Source organism: Burkholderia sp. AU45251, from assembly GCF_030482905.1.
Lineage (GTDB): Bacteria > Pseudomonadota > Gammaproteobacteria > Burkholderiales > Burkholderiaceae > Burkholderia > Burkholderia aenigmatica.
Map to the genome: position 1 here is coordinate 235,959 of NZ_JAUJQH010000001.1, position 17,014 is coordinate 252,972.

Sequence of the window (17,014 nt, forward strand, 5' to 3'; positions counted from 1 at the left end):
GGCGCGCCACCGCGTGAAATTTTCGCGGTGGCGCGCCATTTTTCCGCCTCATCCCTTATCCTTCGTTCTTGAACCTTACTAAATAGTTACAAGAACTCGGGAGGGGGGATGCCTCATGACGTCAGCCTGATTGCGTTGCTCGCGGCCGGTTTCGGTCTCGCGATGGTCTTCGGTTATTTCGCGTCACTGCTGAAAATGCCGCCGCTCGTCGGCTATCTGCTCGCCGGGATCGTCATCGGTCCCGGTACACCCGGTTTCGTCGGCGACCTGTCGCTCGCGCAGCAGCTCGCCGAAGTCGGCGTGATGCTGCTGATGTTCGGCGTCGGCCTGCATTTCTCGCTCGGCGATCTCCTCGCCGTGCGCAAGATCGCGCTGCCGGGCGCGATCGTCCAGATTACGGTGGCCACGCTGCTCGGCGGCGGGCTCGCGCTCACCTGGGGCTGGAGCGTCGGTGCGGCGCTCGTGTTCGGGCTGGCGCTGTCGGTTGCGAGCACCGTCGTGCTGCTGCGCGCACTCGAAGGGCGCGGGCTGGTCGAGACGGTCAACGGGCGCATCGCGGTCGGCTGGCTCGTCGTCGAGGATCTCGTGATGGTGCTCGTGCTGGTGCTGCTGCCGCCCGTCGCGGGGCTGCTCGGCGGCACGCCGCCCGGCGACGCGCATGCGGCCGGCGGCAGCGTGTGGAGCACGCTCGGCGTCACGATGCTGAAAGTCGCGGCGTTCATCGCATTGATGCTGGTGGTCGGCAAGCGCGTGTTTCCGCGCATTCTGTGGCTCGTCGCGCGCACGGGTTCGCGCGAGCTGTTCACGCTGTGCATGATCGCGGCCGCGGTCGGCATCGCGTTCGGCGCGGCGAAGCTGTTCGACGTGTCGTTCGCGCTCGGCGCGTTCTTCGCCGGGATGATGATGCGCGAGTCGGAATTCAGCCGGCGCGCGGCCGACGAGACGCTGCCGTTGCGCGATGCGTTCTCGGTGCTGTTCTTCATTTCGGTGGGGATGCTGTTCGACCCGAAGATCCTGCTCGCGGAGCCGCTGCACGTGATCGAGGTTGCGGCGATCGTGCTGATCGGCAAGACGCTCGCGGCGGTCGCGCTCGTGATCGCGTTCCGCTATCCGCTGAATACCGCGCTGACGGTCGGCGCGGGTCTCGCGCAGATCGGCGAGTTCTCGTTCATCCTCGCGGGGCTCGGCCGCGCGCTCGGGCTGCTGTCGGCCGAGGGGCAGAGCCTGATTCTGGCGGTCGCGCTGATCTCGATCGCGATGAATACGCTGCTGTTCGCGATGATCGATCCGGCGCTCGCGTGGATCCGCAAGCATTCGGCGTTCGCGCGCAAGCTCGAGGCCCGTGACGATCCGCTCGCCGCGCTGCCGATGTCGACGCCGCAGACGCACCTGACCGGGCAGGTCGTGATCGTCGGCTACGGCAAGGTCGGCACGCGGATCGCACACGCGCTGGACGAGCGCGGCATCGCGTATGTCGTCGTCGAGCAGAATCGCGAGCTCGTCGAGAAGCTGCGCGAGGAAGGCGTCGCGGCCGTGTCGGGCGATGCGATCGAGCCGATCGTGCTCGTGCAGGCACATATCGCGCGCGCCGGGATGCTGGTCGTCACGCTGCCCGACGTGTTCGACGTGCGGCAGATCGTCGAGATCTCGCGCACGCTCAACCCGACGCTCGAAGTCGTGTTGTGTACCAACAGCGGGGACGAGGCGGCGCTGCTGTCGAACGAGGGCATCGGCACCGTGTTCATGGGCGAGACCGAGCTCGCGCGCGGGATGACCGAGCACGTGCTCGGCCGGATGGTGAAGCCGGCTGCGGCCGCGCATTGACCGCACGCGGCATCGCGCCGCGCACCGGGCAGGGCGCGGCGGCCCGGGCGGCCGCCGGCCCCGCGTCTCGCTTCACGATCAGTAGAACGTCTCCAGCGTCAGTTCCTGCGCCATCACGCGATTGCCAGCCAGCAGGCCGCCATCGACGGGCAGCGCGACGCCCGTGATGATCCGTGCGGCCGGCGAGCACAGAAACAGCGCGGCCTGTGCGACGTCGTCCGGCGTCGCGAAATCGTCGAGCGGATACCACTTCCTCAATTGCTCGAACACCTGCGGGTTGCGCTGCACGCGCGCTTCCCATGCGGGCGTCTTCACGGTGCCCGGCAGCACGATGTTCGCGCGCACGCCGTCGCGGCCGTATTCGATCGCCAGCGATTTCGTGTAGCTGATCAGCCCGGCCTTCGCCGCGCTGTACGCCGGATGCCCGAGCGCATGCACGCCGTTGACCGAACCGATGATCGCGATCGCGCCGCGCCCGCGCGCGCGCATGCCGGGCAGCACGGCTTCGACGCTCACGTAGGTGGCCGTCAGGTTCGCGTCGAGATCCGTGCGCCAGGTGGCCGGCGTCGTGTCGCGCAGCGTGGTCGATGCGGCCGTGCCCGCGTTCGCGACGAGCACGTCGACTTGCGGATGCGATTCGAGCATCGAACGCAGCCGCTCGGCGTCGGTCAGGTCGTCGACGACCGGTGTCGCGCGCGCATCGCCGAGCGTATCGAGGAAGCGGTTGAGCGCCGCGCGGTCGCGATCGAGCGCGAGCACGCGGTCGCCGGCCGCGAGGAAGGTGCGGCACAGCGCCTGGCCGATGCCGCCGGCGGCGCCCGTCACGAGGGTGGTGCGTGTCATGTCGGCTCCTTGAGATGGCTCACAGACCGAGCGCGGCGCGCGCCTGTTTTTCGTTGTCGCGCGTGATCAGCGTGCCGGACGTCAGCACGAGCGGCGGCGGCGCCTGGTTCTTCGTGATCCAGTCGACCATGTTGACGCTCGTCTGGTAGCCGTGCTGGCGCGGATTCAGCAGGATCGAGCCGTAGAAACCCGTCGGCTTCGGCTTCGCGAATTCGTTGAGCGCGACCTGGCTGCCGTTGATGCCGACCGCGACCATCGCGTCGGCGCCGATGCCGCGCCCCTCGGCGGCGCGCACCGCGCCGACCGTCGTGTCGTCGTTCGAGCCGAACGCGACCCAGCGCTTGAAATTCGCATGCTTGGTGAGTGCGATGTTCGCCGCGTTGAATGCGCCTTCGGTGTCGGCCGTCATTTCGGGCGCGTCGATCACGTTCGCGGCCGGAAAGCCGGCGGCCTTGAGCGCGTCGACCGCGCCGGTCGTGCGCTCTTTCGCGGTCGGCAACTGGTCGTACGCGATCCGGATGACGCCGACCTCGGCCGGGTTCCAGCCGCGCCGCTTCGTCTCGTCCGCGATCGCCTGGCCGACCTGCTGGCCGATCTTGTACGCGGAGATGCCCATGTGCGGCACGCCCGGGAGCGGCGCGCCGTGGCCGTCGACGAGCTGATCGTCGACCGACATCAGCTTGATCCCCGCGCGCCTGGCCTTCGCGGCGATGCCGGGGCCGAGCTTCACGTCGGGTGCGCAGATGATCACGCCCTGCGCCTTTTGCGCGGCGAGGCTGTCGAGCGCGGTCGATACCTTTTCGCCGCTCGGCGTCGCGATCTTGATCAGCGTGAAGTGCTTTTCCTTCGCCGCCTGGTCGGCGAAGCGCCATTCGTCCTGGAACCACGGATCGTCCGGCTGTTTGACGAGGAAGCCGATTTTTACGTCGGCGGGGTCGGCGGCATGGGCGGGTACCCCGCCGACCAGTGCCGCGCTCGCAATGGCCAGTGCGAGCGTCTTCCAGTGGAATCGCATGCGTCTCTCTCCTTTGTTGTAGTCGCGCACGCGGGCAGGGCTGCCCGACGCGCGGAAAAATTGTAGGAGGAGGGAGCGGGAACGCTCAAATGATGCGCGGCGTTCCTAGAAAGTGGGACGGTGCCCGATGGCGGGGGTGTGTGGAGGCGACGAGGCTGTCGGGGCATCACGCGAGCGTCGGGGGCCGGCGCGTCGCGCGAACCGCATCGATCATCCCGCCGCCGTGTTTGCCTGCGCCGGCGCTCTCGACGGCGCGGCAGTCTTCAGCGGCGAGGCAGTTTTCGGCGCCGCAGCCGTCCTGGCTGGTACAGCCGCTTTCGGCGCCGCCACCGTCTTCTGCGGCGCAACAGCCTTCGCCGGCGGCGTCCTTTCGGGCTCGACCGGCGCGTCGGGCGGCACGCCGAGCAACTGCAGCGAGCCGCTCGTGACCGACGCGAACACCGGGCCGGCCACCGTGCCGCCGTAGTAGCCCTTGCCGCGCGGCTCGTCGATCATCACCGCGACGATCAGGCGCGGGTTGCTCATCGGCGCCATCCCCGCGAACAGCGCGCGGTATTTGCCCTTCGCATAGGTCGCGCCGACCTGCTTGCGTGCGGTACCCGTCTTGCCGCCGATCCGGTAGCCGTCGACGCGCGCGCGGCGCCCCGTGCCGCCTTCGCCGACTGCCATCTCGAGCATCGAGCGGATCGACGCGGCCGTTTGCGCCGACGTCACGCGGTGGCCGCGATGCGCGTCGATCGTCTGCTGGTCGGTGCCGTTCTTCAGCAGCGACACGGGGTGCAGCGTGCCGTCGCCCGCATAGGCCGTGTAGGTTTGCGCGATCTGCAGCAGCGACATCGACAGGCCGTAGCCGTACGCCATCGTCGCCTGTTCGATCGGCCGCCAGCGCTTGTAGCCGCGCAGCCGGCCCGACGCGACGCCCGGGAACGTCAGTTCCGGCGCGCGGCCGATCCCGTATTCCTGGTATTTGTTCCAGATCGTTTCGGCGGGCAGGTTCAGCGCGAGCTTCGCGAGCGCGACGTTACTCGACTTCTGCAGGGCCTGCGAGACCGTCAGCGAGCCGTGGTTCGACGTGTCGTGGATCACGGCCGGGCCGATCTTGTAGGTGCCCGGCGATGTGTTGATGATCGTGTTCGGCGTGACCTTGCGCTCGTCGATCGACAGCGCGACGACGAGCGGCTTGATCGTCGAGCCCGGTTCGAACGTGTCGATCACCGCACGATTGCGCAACTGCTGGCCGGTGAGGCGCGCGCGGTCGTTCGGGTCGAAGGTCGGGTAGTTCGCGAGCGCGAGGATCTCGCCGTTCTGCGCGTCGAGCACCACGACGCTGCCGGCCATCGCGTTGTTCTCGACCACGGCCGCCTTGAGCTGGCTGAACGCGAGCTGCTGGATGCGGCGGTCGATCGTCAGTTCGATCGTCGCGCCGTGCTGCGCCGGGACGAGCGGGCGCGTGTCCGACACGATGCGGCCGAGCCGGTCGCGAATCACCTCGCGCTGCCCGGAGGTGCCCACCAGGCGTGCATTCGCCGCGAGCTCGACGCCTTCCTGGCCCTTGTCCTCGATGTTGGTGAAGCCGACCACGTGCGCGGCCGATTCGCCTTCCGGGTAGAAGCGCTTCGAATCGGCGATCTGCGTGATGCCGTCGATCGCGAGCTTGTCGAGCTTGCCCGCGGTGTCCGCGTCGACCTGCCGCTTGAGCAGCACGAAGGTCTTGTCGTTGCCGAGGCGCCGCTTGACCTCGACGAGCGGCATGTCGAGCAGCTTCGAGATCTGCGGGTAGTCGGTGTCGGCAACCTGCTTCGGGTTCGCCCAGATTTCATAGGTCGACAGGCTGACGGCGAGCATCGCGCCATTGCGGTCGACGATGCTGCCGCGCGTCGCGTCGAGTTCGATCGTGCGCTGGTAGCGCTTCTGGCCCTGGCCGACGTAGAACTCCTTGTTCGCGACTTGCACCCAGAAGGCGCGGCCGATCAGCGCGGCGAACGCGAGGAACACGATGATCACGATCAGCTTCGAGCGCCACATCGGCAGGCGCGACGCGAGCATGGGGTTCTTGGTCGCGGCCGCGTACGGATCGGCGGGGTGGGTCTTCTTTTTCACGCTCATGCAATGGCCGGGTCGGGCCGCCGAAGGGCGGCTAGTCAGTCTGAATAATGCGATTGTAATAAATGAGTAAACACCGTGTGGGGAAAGTGTGTTCCGGCCCCGAGGAAAAGCGAGTGTCGGTGCGCCGGCAAAGAGCGGAATCGGGGAGGAAAGGCGGGAGATACCGCACTGCACCGACACGACGCAGCCGGCGATGCAAGGCGGGCGATTCGCTGCGTGTCGATCCGGGTATGCGATTTCGGGGATAGCCGATGCCGGCCGTCCCCGGTGTGCGATCAATTGCCCGGATCGCGGTTATTTATTTGAACCGGAAAATGAAAACGCCCCGATATGGGGCGCCGTTAATGCTGAATATCGAAACGAATATCGTTGAAGCCGGAATAAACCCGAAAACCGCAGACGAATTACATCGATAATTTCTATCTGGCGACGGAAATGAATTCATGGTATTCCGGCTCGCTGGTGCAACGATCGACGGCCTGCAGCCGCCACGCGCCGGGGTGATCGCCGGCGAGTACGGCGGGGCCCTGTTCGCGCTGCGTTGCATCGAACGACAGTCCCTTCAGCTGGCACACGGCATTCCCGCCGTCGGCCGCGCAGAGCGCCATCGCGCCCTCGACATCGCGAACCTTGCCCCAGGTCGGAAGATCCATGCCCTGATGTGCCTCGCGCGACCACAGCCCCTCGTCGGTATCGACCCACAGTACCGCGAAGGAATGCCGGGTTGCCGATTCGCTGCCATTAATCCGAATGGTGAGGCGCATTGTGATCGTCTCCTAAAAAAATTGACACATTCGACCGTTTTGACTTGAACAGTCTAGATAGACTGGTGTGAAACGCAAGTGATAAACCGCAATAAATCCGTATTGAGTTCATTGCGGTTTCAGATGGAACGACGTCTGACGATTCACGGTTATTACGGTGGCGCGCGCAAACACGCGCGCACCGGCGATCGCGGCCCCGATGGGGGCCGGGGCGATCATCGAGACATGGGATGACTTGGCCGCGAGGCGCGTCGATCTGTCGCGTGCGGCCGGCCGCGGAAACCGGGCCGACCGAGGCGGCACTGCACCGTCGGAAGGCGGCCAGATCGGATGTCGCGGCGTTTTGACGGCGCGGCCGGGACGACAGACTCCGACAATCGCGTACAAATCGGCACACTTTCACGAAACTTTCGGGACAGACTTGCCTGCGGTCGGGCCCCACACTGGGATCTTCCCGATCCAGTGCCGCGGACGCCCGTCCTCGGCGGCTGCCGCCGCCTCGTGCCAGAGACGCGATCGACGCGATCGCGGGCCGCACGCCCGATCGGGACTGCCGGGGCGCGCGTCAGGCCCCGGCCCGGCCGGTGAGCCGTGCGCAGCCCGCAACCGCGGGCGTCGCGCCGCCCGGCCGACTCTTCGAAGGAGACTATCGTGCTGATCTGGAAAACCGCGTTGTCGCTCAACTGGCGGACGAGCCTCGTGTCGCCGGCCAGCGCACCGGTCGCGGCGGCGAACGTCGGGCGGCTGGTGTTGACCGGCGCAACCGGCTTCATCGGCAGTACCGTACTGACGGCGCTCGTCAATGCGGGGCTGCTCGACCGCGTCGTCTGCGTCGTGCGTGCGCAGGATCGCGGCCACGCCGTCGCGCGGCTGCGCGAGGCGGCGCTGCGAGCGGGGCTGGCGCCGTACTGGGCGTCGCGCCTGACCGATGCGAACGTGATCGCCGGTGCGCTCGGCGACGTCTGGCAGGGCGCCGACGCGTCACGCCTCGCCGCCGCGACGCACGTGATTCACTGCGCGGGCCATGCGTCGCCGGCCGACGGCGCGCACCTGCGGGCCGACATTGCCGATGCGGTGCGCTTCGCCGAACGCTTCGCACGGGCGCCGCGCCTGCAGCGCTTCGTGTATGTCGGCACCGCCTACGCGCATGCGGGCCGCGGCGGGATCGTGCAGGAAGAGACGGCGGGCGACGCGGCGAACGACGTCGCGCGCGACGAGGAAGGCTTGCCGGGCGCGGTGCTCGCGGCGGACTACCTGCACGCGAAGGCGCAGACCGAGCAGCGCCTGCGCGCGCTCGGGCTGCCGCTCGTCGTGGTGCGGCCGTCGCATGTGGTCGGCCACACGGTGCTCGGTACGCGACCCGCGCCGAATTCGTTCTGGATGTTCCGCCTGGCGCATGCCGCGCGCCGCTTCACCGCGCGGCCGATGACGCGTATCGATATCGTGTCGGTGGACGACGTGGCGCGCGCGACGATGCTGCTGGCCGTCAAGCCGACGCTCGCACACGACCTGTATCACGTGTCGGCCGGCGACGAGGCGCCGCAGGTCGCGCAGATCGTGCGTGCGATGGACGAGGCGGCGGGGATGACCGGCGCGCCGCGCTACGCGGCGTGCGCGCCGGCCGAGTTGCCGCTCGTGGTGCGCGATGTGCTCGGGCGGACCGATCCGGCCCTCGAGCGCGTGATCGGCCGGGCACTGCAGCGTTGCGGGGAATTCGCGACGGTCGATCGCGTGTTCGACAACCGCCGCGTGCGCGACGAAATCGATTTCGAGCCGTTGCCGTTCATCGACTACGTCGAGGCGTGCATGCGCACGTCGCGCGGCGTGGCCGTGACCGAGCTGATGCGCGGCGCGGTGCACTGATCGCCCGCGCTGCACCGGCCCCGTTTCCGCCGCTGGCGGGAACGGGGGCCGTTGTCACGTGTTGCCGCCGAGCTCGATGAGCCGGTCGAGCGCGCGATAGATGTCTTCGAGGCCGTCCTGGCCGAACCGCGACTCGAGCTGCCGATACTGCTCGTCGATCCGCGGACCGATTTCCGTGACCAGTTTCCTGCTTTGCGGCGTCAGGCTGACCAGCAGCCGGCGCTGATCCTCCTGCGCGCGTGTGCGCGTGATCAGGCCGTCGCGCTCCATCCGTTCCAGCACGCCCGTGAGGCTCGGGCTGAGGATGCAGCAGCGTCGCGCGATCTGTCCCGCTTCGAGCGCATGCGCCGGTTCGCCGTCGAGCACGCGGATGATCCGCCATTGCTGTTCGGTCAGCGCGAATTCCTTGAGAATGGGGCGAAACAGACCCATCAGCGTTTCGCGGGCCTCGAGCAGCAGCATGGCCAGGTTGCGATGGTCGAGCGTACGGTTCATCGGGGTGAGCAGTGGACGGGGACGCATCAATCTTAACAGCCGCCGGTAGTGAATTTCGCATATCAGGGTAATCGAGGTTGTCAGCGCCCGATTGTTTACTTAAGATGTTAACTATTGACGATGCGCCGCGACGCGCGGCAGGGGAATGACGCATGGAGCTGTCTTGCACGACCGCCGCGGCGCCGCCGTTGCCGGTCGCCATCGGTACCGTCTACGGTGCGCTGCTCAACGAGCGCGCGGCGCTCGACGCGCTCGGCGATGCCGTGAACGCGCCGCCTTACGGCCGCCCGCCGCAGGCGCCGATCCTGTACATCAAGCCCGCCAATACGCACGCGGCCGACGGCGCGGCCGTCGTCGTGCCGGCCGGCGTCGACGCGCTGGAGATCGGCGCGTCGGTGGCCGTGGTGTTTTCGCGCCGCGCGACCCGCGTGCCGGCCGAACGGGCGCTCGACTACGTGCACGGCTTCACGCTCGCGAGCGACGTGTCGGTGCCGCATCCCGATTACTACCGTCCGGCCGTGCGCTTCAAGTGCCGCGATGGCTTCTGCCCGCTGGGCCCGGCCATCGTGCCGGCCGCCGCGCTGGGCGATGTCGACGCGATCGGCCTGACCGTGCGGATCGACGGCGCGGTGGCCGTGTCTGCCTCGACTGCCACGCTGATTCGCCCCGTGCGCGAACTGATCGCCGACGTGACGGCCTTCATGTCGTTCGACGCGGGCGATGTCCTGCTGCTCGGCGTCGCGGGCGGCGCACCGCGCGCCCGCGCGGGCAGCACGATCGAGATCGCCGCCGCCGGCATCGGCACGTTGCGGCACACGCTGATGGCGGAGGAAGCACGATGAAAACCGCACGCGTCATTTACAACGGCGCCCTGCATGCGGCCGAACCGGCCGGCGACGGCGCGATCCGCCTCGATACGGGGCGTGTCGTCGCGGAAGAGGGGGTCGCATGGCTGCCGCCCGTCGCGCCGCGTACGACGTTCGCGCTCGGCCTCAACTATGCCGACCACGCGAAGGAACTCGCGTTCAAGGCGCCGAGCGAGCCGCTGATCTTCCTGAAGGGGCCGAACACGTTCATCGGACACCGGTCGCGCACCGTGCGCCCGGCGGATGCGACCCACATGCATTACGAGTGCGAGCTGGCCGTCGTGATCGGCCGTCCGGCGCGCAACGTGAGCCGTGCGCAGGCGATTGACTATGTAGCCGGTTACACGGTCGCGAACGACTACGCGATCCGCGACTATCTCGAGAACTACTACCGCCCGAACCTGCGCGTGAAGAACCGCGACACCTGCACGCCGCTCGGGCCGTGGTTCGTCAGCCGCGACGAGATCGGCGACGCGGGCGACCTGACGCTGCGCACGACGGTGAACGGCCAGGAGACGCAGCGCGGCAGCACGCGCGACATGATCTTCGACGTGCCGGCGCTGATCGAGCACATCAGCGGCTTCATGACGCTCTCGCCGGGCGACCTGATCCTGACCGGCACGCCCGAGGGGCTGGCGGATACGAAGCCGGGCGACGAGGTCGTCACCGAGATCGAAGGGATTGGCCGGCTCGTGAACACGATCGTCGGCGAAGCAGACTACTATCGCGCCGGCTGAGCCCGTCGCCCAAGGAGAGAGCATGACCATCAAGCACTGGATCGACGGCCGCGAAGTCGAAAGCCGCGAGACGTTCACGACGCTGAATCCCGCGACGGGCGACGTGATCACCGACGTCGCATCGGGCGGCGAGGCCGAAGTCGACGCGGCCGTGCGCGCCGCGAAGGAAGCGTTCCCGAAATGGGCGAACACGCCCGCCAAGGAGCGCGCGAAGCTGATGCGCAAGCTCGGCGAGCTGATCGAGAAGAACGTGCCGATGCTCGCGGCGCTGGAGACGCAGGACACCGGCCTGCCGATCGCGCAGACGAGCAAGCAGCTGATCCCGCGCGCGTCGGAGAACTTCAACTTCTTCGCGGAAGTGTGCGTGCAGATGAACGGGCGCACCTATCCGGTCGACGACCAGATGCTGAACTACACGCTGTACCAGCCGGTCGGCGTGTGCGCGCTGGTGTCGCCGTGGAACGTGCCGTTCATGACCGCGACGTGGAAGACGGCGCCGTGCCTCGCGCTCGGCAACACGGCCGTGCTGAAGATGTCGGAGCTGTCGCCGCTGACGGCCGACCAGCTCGGCCGCCTCGCGCTCGAAGCCGGCATCCCGCCGGGCGTGCTGAACGTCGTGCAGGGCTATGGCGCGACGGCCGGCGATGCGCTGGTGCGCCATCCGGACGTGCGTGCGGTGTCGTTCACCGGCGGCACCGTCACCGGCAAGCGGATCATGGAGCGCGCCGGTCTCAAGAAGTATTCGATGGAACTCGGCGGCAAGTCGCCGGTGCTGATTTTCGACGACGCCGATTTCGACCGCGCGCTCGATGCGTCGCTGTTCACGATCTTCTCGATCAACGGCGAACGCTGCACGGCCGGCTCGCGGATCTTCGTGCAGCGCACGATCTACGATCGCTTCGTGCAGGAATTCGCGCGCCGCGCGAACAACCTGATCGTTGGCGATCCGTCCGATCCGGCCACGAATCTCGGCGCGATGATCACGCGTCAGCACTGGGAGAAGGTGACGGGCTATATCCGCATCGGCGAGCAGGAAGGCGCGCGCGTGGTCGCGGGCGGCGCGGACAAGCCGGCGGGCCTGGCCGACCATCTGCGCAACGGCAACTTCGTGCGGCCGACCGTGCTGGCCGACGTCGACAACCGGATGCGCGTCGCGCAGGAAGAAATCTTCGGGCCGGTTGCGTGCCTGATCCCGTTCGAGGACGAGGAGGAAGGGCTGCGGCTCGCAAACGACACGTCGTACGGCCTGGCTTCGTACATCTGGACGCAGGACGTCGGCAAGGTGCATCGCCTCGCGCGCGGCATCGAGGCCGGGATGGTGTTCGTGAACAGCCAGAACGTGCGCGACCTGCGCCAGCCGTTCGGCGGCGTGAAGGAATCGGGCACCGGGCGCGAGGGCGGCGAGTACAGTTTCGAGGTATTCGCGGAGATCAAGAACGTGTGCATCTCGATGGGTTCGCACCACATTCCGCGCTGGGGCGTGTAACGCTTGGGTCGTCGGGCAGCACGGAAGAACCATACGGAGACTTGAACGATGGGCAAACTGTCCCTCGCCGCGAAGATCACGCACGTGCCGTCGATGTACCTGTCGGAATTGCCCGGCAGGCATCACGGCTGCCGCGAAGCGGCGATCCGCGGCCATCAACTGATCGGCGAGCGCTGCCGCGCGCTCGGCGTCGACACGATCGTCGTGTCGGACGTGCACTGGCTCGTCAACGCCGGCTATCACGTGAACTGCAATGCGCAGTTCTCGGGCACGTACACGAGCAACGAGCTGCCGCATTTCATCCGCGACATGCAGTACGCGTATCCGGGCAACCCGGCGCTCGGCCAGTTGATCGCCGAGACGGCCAGCGAGCGCGGGATCGCAACGCGTGCGCACGAGATCGACAGCCTCGAACTCGAATACGGCACGCTCGTGCCGATGCGCTACATGAACGCCGACCAGCACTTCAAGGTCGTGTCGATCGCCGGCTGGTGCATGTGGCATCAGCTCGACGAAAGCCGGCGCTTCGGCGAGGCGCTGCTCGAAGCGATCGAGAAGAGCGATTCGAACGTCGCGTTCCTCGCGAGCGGGTCGCTGTCGCATCGCTTCAACGACAACGGCAGCCCCGAGGAATCGATCCACCAGATCAGCCGCGAATTCTTCCGGCAGGTCGACCTGCGCGTGGTCGAGCTGTGGAAGCAGGGCGATTTCAAGACCTTCTGCGCGATGCTGCCCGAGTACAACACGCATTGTCACGGCGAAGGCGGGATGCACGACACCGCGATGCTGCTCGGCTTGCTCGGCTGGGATCGCTACGATAAACCCGTCGAGATCGTCACCGACTATTTCGCGAGTTCGGGTACCGGGCAGATCAATGCGATCTTTCCGTTGTCCTGATCACTACGCCACGCATTCGACAGGAGACTCGCCATGCCCCATATCGTCGTCGAATACACCGCGAACATCCGCGACGACGCGCGTATTCCCACGCTGCTGCGCACGATCAACGAAACGCTGATCGCGCAGGGCGGCGTGTTCCCGACGGGCGGCATCCGCTCGCGCGCGATCGAACTGCACGACTACTGCGTCGCCGACGGCACGGAGGACGACGCATTCGTCCACGTGACGCTGAAGATCGGCTCGGGCCGCACCGACGCGCAGAAGAAGGCCGCGTGCGACGCGCTGTTCGACGCGGTCAACGCGCATTTCGCGGCGCTGTACGCGAAACGCTACCTCGCGCTGTCGATGGAACTGACCGAGTTCAGCGAAAGCGGCTCGTACAAGCACAACAACATCCATGCCCGCTACAAGCGGGCCGGCTGAACCCCATTCCCGATCCGACCATGCTCGAACCCGCCATCATCGACCAGCTCGCGCAGCGTCTGCACGACGCCGAGCGCGAACGCAAGCAGATCCGCCAGATCTCGCTCGACCATCCCGACATCACGATCGACGACGCGTATGCGATCCAGCGCGCGTGGGTGGCCCTCAAGCTCGCGGAAGGCCGCACGCTGAAGGGGCACAAGATCGGCCTCACGTCGAAGGCGATGCAGAATACGTCGCAGATCGACGAGCCCGACTACGGCGCGCTGCTCGACGACATGTTCTTCGCCGACGGCGGCACGATTCCCACTGGCCGCTTCATCGTGCCGCGCGTCGAGGTCGAACTCGCGTTCGTGCTCGGCAAGCGGCTGACGGGCCCCGACTGCACGATCTTCGACGTGTACGACGCGGTCGACTACGTCGTGCCCGCGCTCGAGATCATCGACGCGCGCAGCCAGTCGATCGACCCCGACACGAAGCGTCCGCGCAAGGTGTTCGACACGATCGCCGACAACGCGGCGAACGCGGGCGTCGTGATCGGCGGGCGGCCCGTGAAGCCGCAGGACGTCGACCTTCGCTGGGTTGCGGCGATCATGTCGCGCAACGGCGTGGTCGAGGAAACGGGCGTCGCGGCCGGCGTGCTGAACCATCCGGCGAACGGCGTTGCGTGGCTCGCGAACCGGCTCGCGCGCTTCGACGTTGCGCTGGAGCCGGGGCAGATCGTGCTTGGCGGCTCGTTCACGCGGCCGTGCGCGGCGCGGCAGGGCGACACGTTCAGCGTCGACTACGGTCCGCTCGGGACGATCCAGTGCTACTTCGAATGAGGTGAGCGAACGATGCAGATGCCTTCGAATGTCTTCAAGGCCGCGCTCGCGCGCGGCGATGCGCAAATCGGGCTGTGGCTCGGGCTCGCGAATCCGTACAGCGCCGAGGTGGTTGCGGGCGCCGGTTTCGACTGGTTGCTGATCGATGGCGAGCATGCGCCGAACACGGTGCCGACGATCCTCGCGCAACTGCAGGCGATCGCGCCGTATCCGTCGCATCCGGTCGTGCGCGTGCCGTGGAACGACCCGGTGATCGTCAAGCAGGTGCTCGATCTCGGCGCGCAGACGTTGCTCGTGCCGATGGTGCAGAGCGCGGATGAGGCGCGCGCGGCGGTGGCGGCGACGCGTTATCCGCCGCATGGGATTCGTGGTGTCGGCAGCGCGCTGGCGCGTGCGTCGCGGTGGAATCGTGTCGGCGATTACCTGCATCGCGCGAATGACGAGATGGCCGTGCTCGTGCAGGTCGAGACGCGGGCGGGGCTTGATGCGATCGATGCGATCGCGCGGGTCGAAGGTGTGGACGGCGTGTTCATCGGGCCGGCGGATCTGGCCGCGGACCTTGGGCATCTCGGCAATCCCGGGCATCCGGATGTGCAGGCGGCAATCGACGTCGCAATCCGGACGATCAAGGCGGCAGGCAAGGCGCCGGGGATCCTGAGCGCGGATGAGGCGGCCGCGCGGCGTTATCTGGAAGCGGGGGCGCTGTTCGTCGCAGTGGGTGTCGATACGACACTGCTGGCGAGGAGTGCGGAGCGGTTGGCTGCGCAGTTCAAGGGGAAGGGCGGCGAGGCCGTGAAGAAGGGGGACGGGACGTATTGAGCCACGCGGGGTGTCGTCGAAATAATAAGGGCTTCATCAAATTTCGATTATTGCGATTTTCGTTTATTTCGAATAGACTGGTGCGACTCTGAAACCCTCGATTGGAGAGCGCGATGCCCCATACCCCGACACCCGACATGATCTTGCCCGTCGAGCGCGAGATGCAGGCGGCTGTCGAAGGGCAGCGCACGCTGGCGGCGTATCTCGCAACGCGAACCGATACACAGCGCATTCAGATCTTTGATGACGAGAATCGAGCGCATCAGGTTGAGCTCCCGACGTCCGCGCTTCGGCTGTTGGTCGATATTCTCGCGGAGCTGGCCGATGGCAACGCGGTCAAGGTCGTACCGGTTCACGCGGAATTGACGACTCAGGAAGCGGCGGATTTGCTCAATGTTTCTCGCCCGCACTTGATCAAGCTGCTTGAATCGAATGCGCTGCCGTATCACCGGACGGGTAAGCATCGTCGTGTGCGTTTTTCCGATCTGATGCATTACAAGGCAGCGCGCGATCAGGCGAGTGCCGATGCAATGGACGAGTTGAGCAGGCAGGCTCAGGAGTGGCGGATGGGCTACGAATGACGAGTTCGCCATTCACGGCCGTCTACGATGCCTGTGTGCTTTATCCCGCGCCGCTTCGCGATTTTCTGATGCGGCTGGCGTTGAGTGGATGCTTCCGGGCTCGCTGGAGCGCGCATATTCGCAACGAGTGGAAGCGTAACCTCTTGCGCAACCGCCCCGACTTGAGCGCCGAGCAGCTTGATCGGACGTCGTGTCTGATGGATCGGGCAATACCCGATGCTGTGGTGACCGGATATGAATCGCTGATCGATGGGCTTACGCTGCCTGATGCCGATGATCGGCACGTACTCGCGGCTGCAATCCGTTGCAACGCCAGCGTGATCGTGACGTTCAATCAGAAGGATTTCCCGGATGAAGGGCTGTCGCCGTACGGCGTCGAGGCTCAGCACCCCGACGAGTTCGTCGACAATCTTTTCGATCTTGAACCTGCGGCGGTCGTTGCGGCTGCGCGGCGGCAACGAGAAACGCTCAAGTATCCGCCAGTGACCGTAGATCGATATCTGGAGATCCTGCAACGTCAAGGCATGGTTCAGACCTGCAAAGCACTCGAAGCCTATCGGGCAATTCTTTGAGTGGGTGTCGTGCGGCGCGCTGGTTCAATGATTCTGCGCGATCCGTTTGCTATGCCGCGCTTCGACGCTCCGCCCACCTTCCATATACCTCCCCCAACGCCCGCCGGATCATGTCGATGAACGCGCTCGCATTGTCGTACCCGAGATCGAGCGCGATCGTCGTCATCGGCGCGCCATCGGCAATCCTTTCCAGCGCCCGCAGCAGCCTGGCCTGCCGTCGCGACTGCGCGAACGTCAGCCCCGACTCGGTGACGAAGCGGCGATACGTCGTCCGTGGGCTGATGTCGGCCCATCCCTCCAGCTACCGGCTGTCCACGAGGTTCGTGGCCAGCGCGTTGGCGATCTTCATGGGCCGTTGGTTCTGCGGCCGCATGCGCCACGGCGCCCCGGATCGTGCGAGGCCTTGCCAACCTCAATGCTGCACTGATCTGAGGACGGTTAGAATCGCGCTGGAGAACCCATCTCATGCCAATGAAAAAGAGTGTGCTCGTGACGGCCGCCATTGCAACGCTGAGTCAGCGAAGCGTGACCATCGATAGGGCGTAAGTGCATCTGAAGTGGCTGATATCCCTGCGGTGAATCTGAGTAACCGAGCATTTGAATTGCCTCATGGCGATGCTATTTAATACAGTGGCCGTCCGAAAGATATGCCAGATACATTCAGGCGCAGGAATCGACGGATGAGCAAGAATCAAGACATCCAACATGCAGATACGCAACCAATGCCCGGGTTTGTGTTGCTGTTCGTCGACCGCCTGTCGGCCACGATGCCGAACGGTTCGACCTACGCGTCAAATGGTGGCGGTATCGGTGGCACTGACGGGTCGGGCCGCGCATGAATTTTTTGATTGATGCATTGCGCTTCTCCGTCGCCACTTTACTGCTTGTCACCACGG

17 protein-coding genes and 1 pseudogene are annotated in these 17,014 nt (G+C 66.4%); 12 read left to right on the top strand and 6 right to left on the bottom strand.

The window, feature by feature from the left end; translation table 11 throughout:
- Positions 1–108 precede the first annotated feature (108 nt).
- The gene (locus QZM67_RS01035; protein WP_301800305.1) at positions 109–1,824 is read left to right on the top strand and encodes a cation:proton antiporter; all 1,716 of its coding nucleotides are present in this window, start codon (positions 109–111) and stop codon (positions 1,822–1,824) included.
- A gap of 78 nt (positions 1,825–1,902) precedes the next feature.
- On the opposite strand, the gene QZM67_RS01040 is transcribed toward QZM67_RS01035, so the two are convergent.
- The 4 genes from QZM67_RS01040 to QZM67_RS01055 form a co-directional block, all read right to left on the bottom strand.
- Positions 1,903–2,667 (bottom strand): SDR family oxidoreductase, encoded by a 765-nt coding sequence (locus QZM67_RS01040; RefSeq protein WP_301800306.1) that lies wholly within the window; start codon positions 2,665–2,667, stop codon positions 1,903–1,905.
- A 19-nt stretch (positions 2,668–2,686) separates the two neighbouring features.
- Positions 2,687–3,682: an arabinose ABC transporter substrate-binding protein gene (locus tag QZM67_RS01045; protein ID WP_301800307.1), complete on the bottom strand. Its 996-nt coding sequence runs from the start codon at positions 3,680–3,682 to the stop codon at positions 2,687–2,689.
- Positions 3,683–3,892: 210 nt separating this feature from the next.
- Positions 3,893–5,788, bottom strand: a complete 1,896-nt coding sequence (locus QZM67_RS01050) for a penicillin-binding protein 2 (RefSeq protein WP_175025551.1) — start codon at positions 5,786–5,788, stop codon at positions 3,893–3,895.
- 419 nt (positions 5,789–6,207) lie between these two features.
- On the bottom strand, positions 6,208–6,552 hold the full coding sequence (locus tag QZM67_RS01055) for a DUF3564 family protein (RefSeq protein WP_122946872.1): 345 nt from the start codon (positions 6,550–6,552) through the stop codon (positions 6,208–6,210).
- Between the two features lie 651 nt (positions 6,553–7,203).
- On the opposite strand from QZM67_RS01055, the gene QZM67_RS01060 reads away from it, so the two are divergent.
- The gene (locus tag QZM67_RS01060) at positions 7,204–8,415 is read left to right on the top strand and encodes an SDR family oxidoreductase (protein WP_301800308.1); all 1,212 of its coding nucleotides are present in this window, start codon (positions 7,204–7,206) and stop codon (positions 8,413–8,415) included.
- Between the two features lie 54 nt (positions 8,416–8,469).
- Here QZM67_RS01060 and hpaR read toward each other — a convergent pair whose 3' ends face one another.
- On the bottom strand, positions 8,470–8,910 hold the full coding sequence (gene hpaR / locus QZM67_RS01065; protein WP_048245409.1) for a homoprotocatechuate degradation operon regulator HpaR: 441 nt from the start codon (positions 8,908–8,910) through the stop codon (positions 8,470–8,472).
- Positions 8,911–9,062: 152 nt separating this feature from the next.
- Here hpaR and QZM67_RS01070 point away from each other — a divergent pair, with 152 nt between their 5' ends.
- From QZM67_RS01070 to QZM67_RS01110, 9 genes are all read left to right on the top strand, one after another.
- On the top strand, positions 9,063–9,752 hold the full coding sequence (locus tag QZM67_RS01070; protein WP_301800309.1) for a fumarylacetoacetate hydrolase family protein: 690 nt from the start codon (positions 9,063–9,065) through the stop codon (positions 9,750–9,752).
- On the top strand, positions 9,749–10,513 hold the full coding sequence (locus QZM67_RS01075; RefSeq protein ID WP_301766550.1) for a fumarylacetoacetate hydrolase family protein: 765 nt from the start codon (positions 9,749–9,751) through the stop codon (positions 10,511–10,513). Before QZM67_RS01070 ends, QZM67_RS01075 begins: the two co-directional genes overlap by 4 nt.
- Before the next feature lie 22 nt (positions 10,514–10,535).
- Complete coding sequence (gene hpaE, locus QZM67_RS01080) at positions 10,536–11,999, top strand: 5-carboxymethyl-2-hydroxymuconate semialdehyde dehydrogenase (protein ID WP_301800310.1); 1,464 nt, start codon at positions 10,536–10,538, stop codon at positions 11,997–11,999.
- A 48-nt stretch (positions 12,000–12,047) separates the two neighbouring features.
- Positions 12,048–12,896 (top strand): 3,4-dihydroxyphenylacetate 2,3-dioxygenase, encoded by an 849-nt coding sequence (gene hpaD, locus QZM67_RS01085; RefSeq protein WP_089453112.1) that lies wholly within the window; start codon positions 12,048–12,050, stop codon positions 12,894–12,896.
- A gap of 33 nt (positions 12,897–12,929) precedes the next feature.
- Positions 12,930–13,322: a 5-carboxymethyl-2-hydroxymuconate Delta-isomerase gene (locus QZM67_RS01090; protein ID WP_301800311.1), complete on the top strand. Its 393-nt coding sequence runs from the start codon at positions 12,930–12,932 to the stop codon at positions 13,320–13,322.
- Positions 13,323–13,342: 20 nt separating this feature from the next.
- The gene (gene hpaH / locus QZM67_RS01095) at positions 13,343–14,146 is read left to right on the top strand and encodes a 2-oxo-hept-4-ene-1,7-dioate hydratase (RefSeq protein WP_301800312.1); all 804 of its coding nucleotides are present in this window, start codon (positions 13,343–13,345) and stop codon (positions 14,144–14,146) included.
- A 12-nt stretch (positions 14,147–14,158) separates the two neighbouring features.
- Entirely contained in the window at positions 14,159–14,965 is an 807-nt protein-coding gene (hpaI, locus tag QZM67_RS01100) for a 4-hydroxy-2-oxoheptanedioate aldolase (protein WP_301800313.1), read from the top strand.
- Positions 14,966–15,078: 113 nt separating this feature from the next.
- A complete protein-coding gene (locus tag QZM67_RS01105; RefSeq protein WP_089453109.1) occupies positions 15,079–15,546 on the top strand; it encodes a helix-turn-helix domain-containing protein in 468 nt (155 codons plus the stop codon).
- The gene (locus QZM67_RS01110) at positions 15,543–16,118 is read left to right on the top strand and encodes a PIN domain-containing protein (protein ID WP_301800314.1); all 576 of its coding nucleotides are present in this window, start codon (positions 15,543–15,545) and stop codon (positions 16,116–16,118) included. Before QZM67_RS01105 ends, QZM67_RS01110 begins: the two co-directional genes overlap by 4 nt.
- Before the next feature lie 49 nt (positions 16,119–16,167).
- Here the strand turns inward: QZM67_RS01110 and QZM67_RS01115 are convergent.
- Positions 16,168–16,491, bottom strand: a pseudogene (locus QZM67_RS01115) (helix-turn-helix domain-containing protein); the annotation flags it as partial.
- 307 nt (positions 16,492–16,798) lie between these two features.
- Here QZM67_RS01115 and QZM67_RS01120 point away from each other — a divergent pair.
- Entirely contained in the window at positions 16,799–16,957 is a 159-nt protein-coding gene (locus QZM67_RS01120) for a hypothetical protein (protein ID WP_301800315.1), read from the top strand.
- Positions 16,958–17,014: the final 57 nt, after the last annotated feature.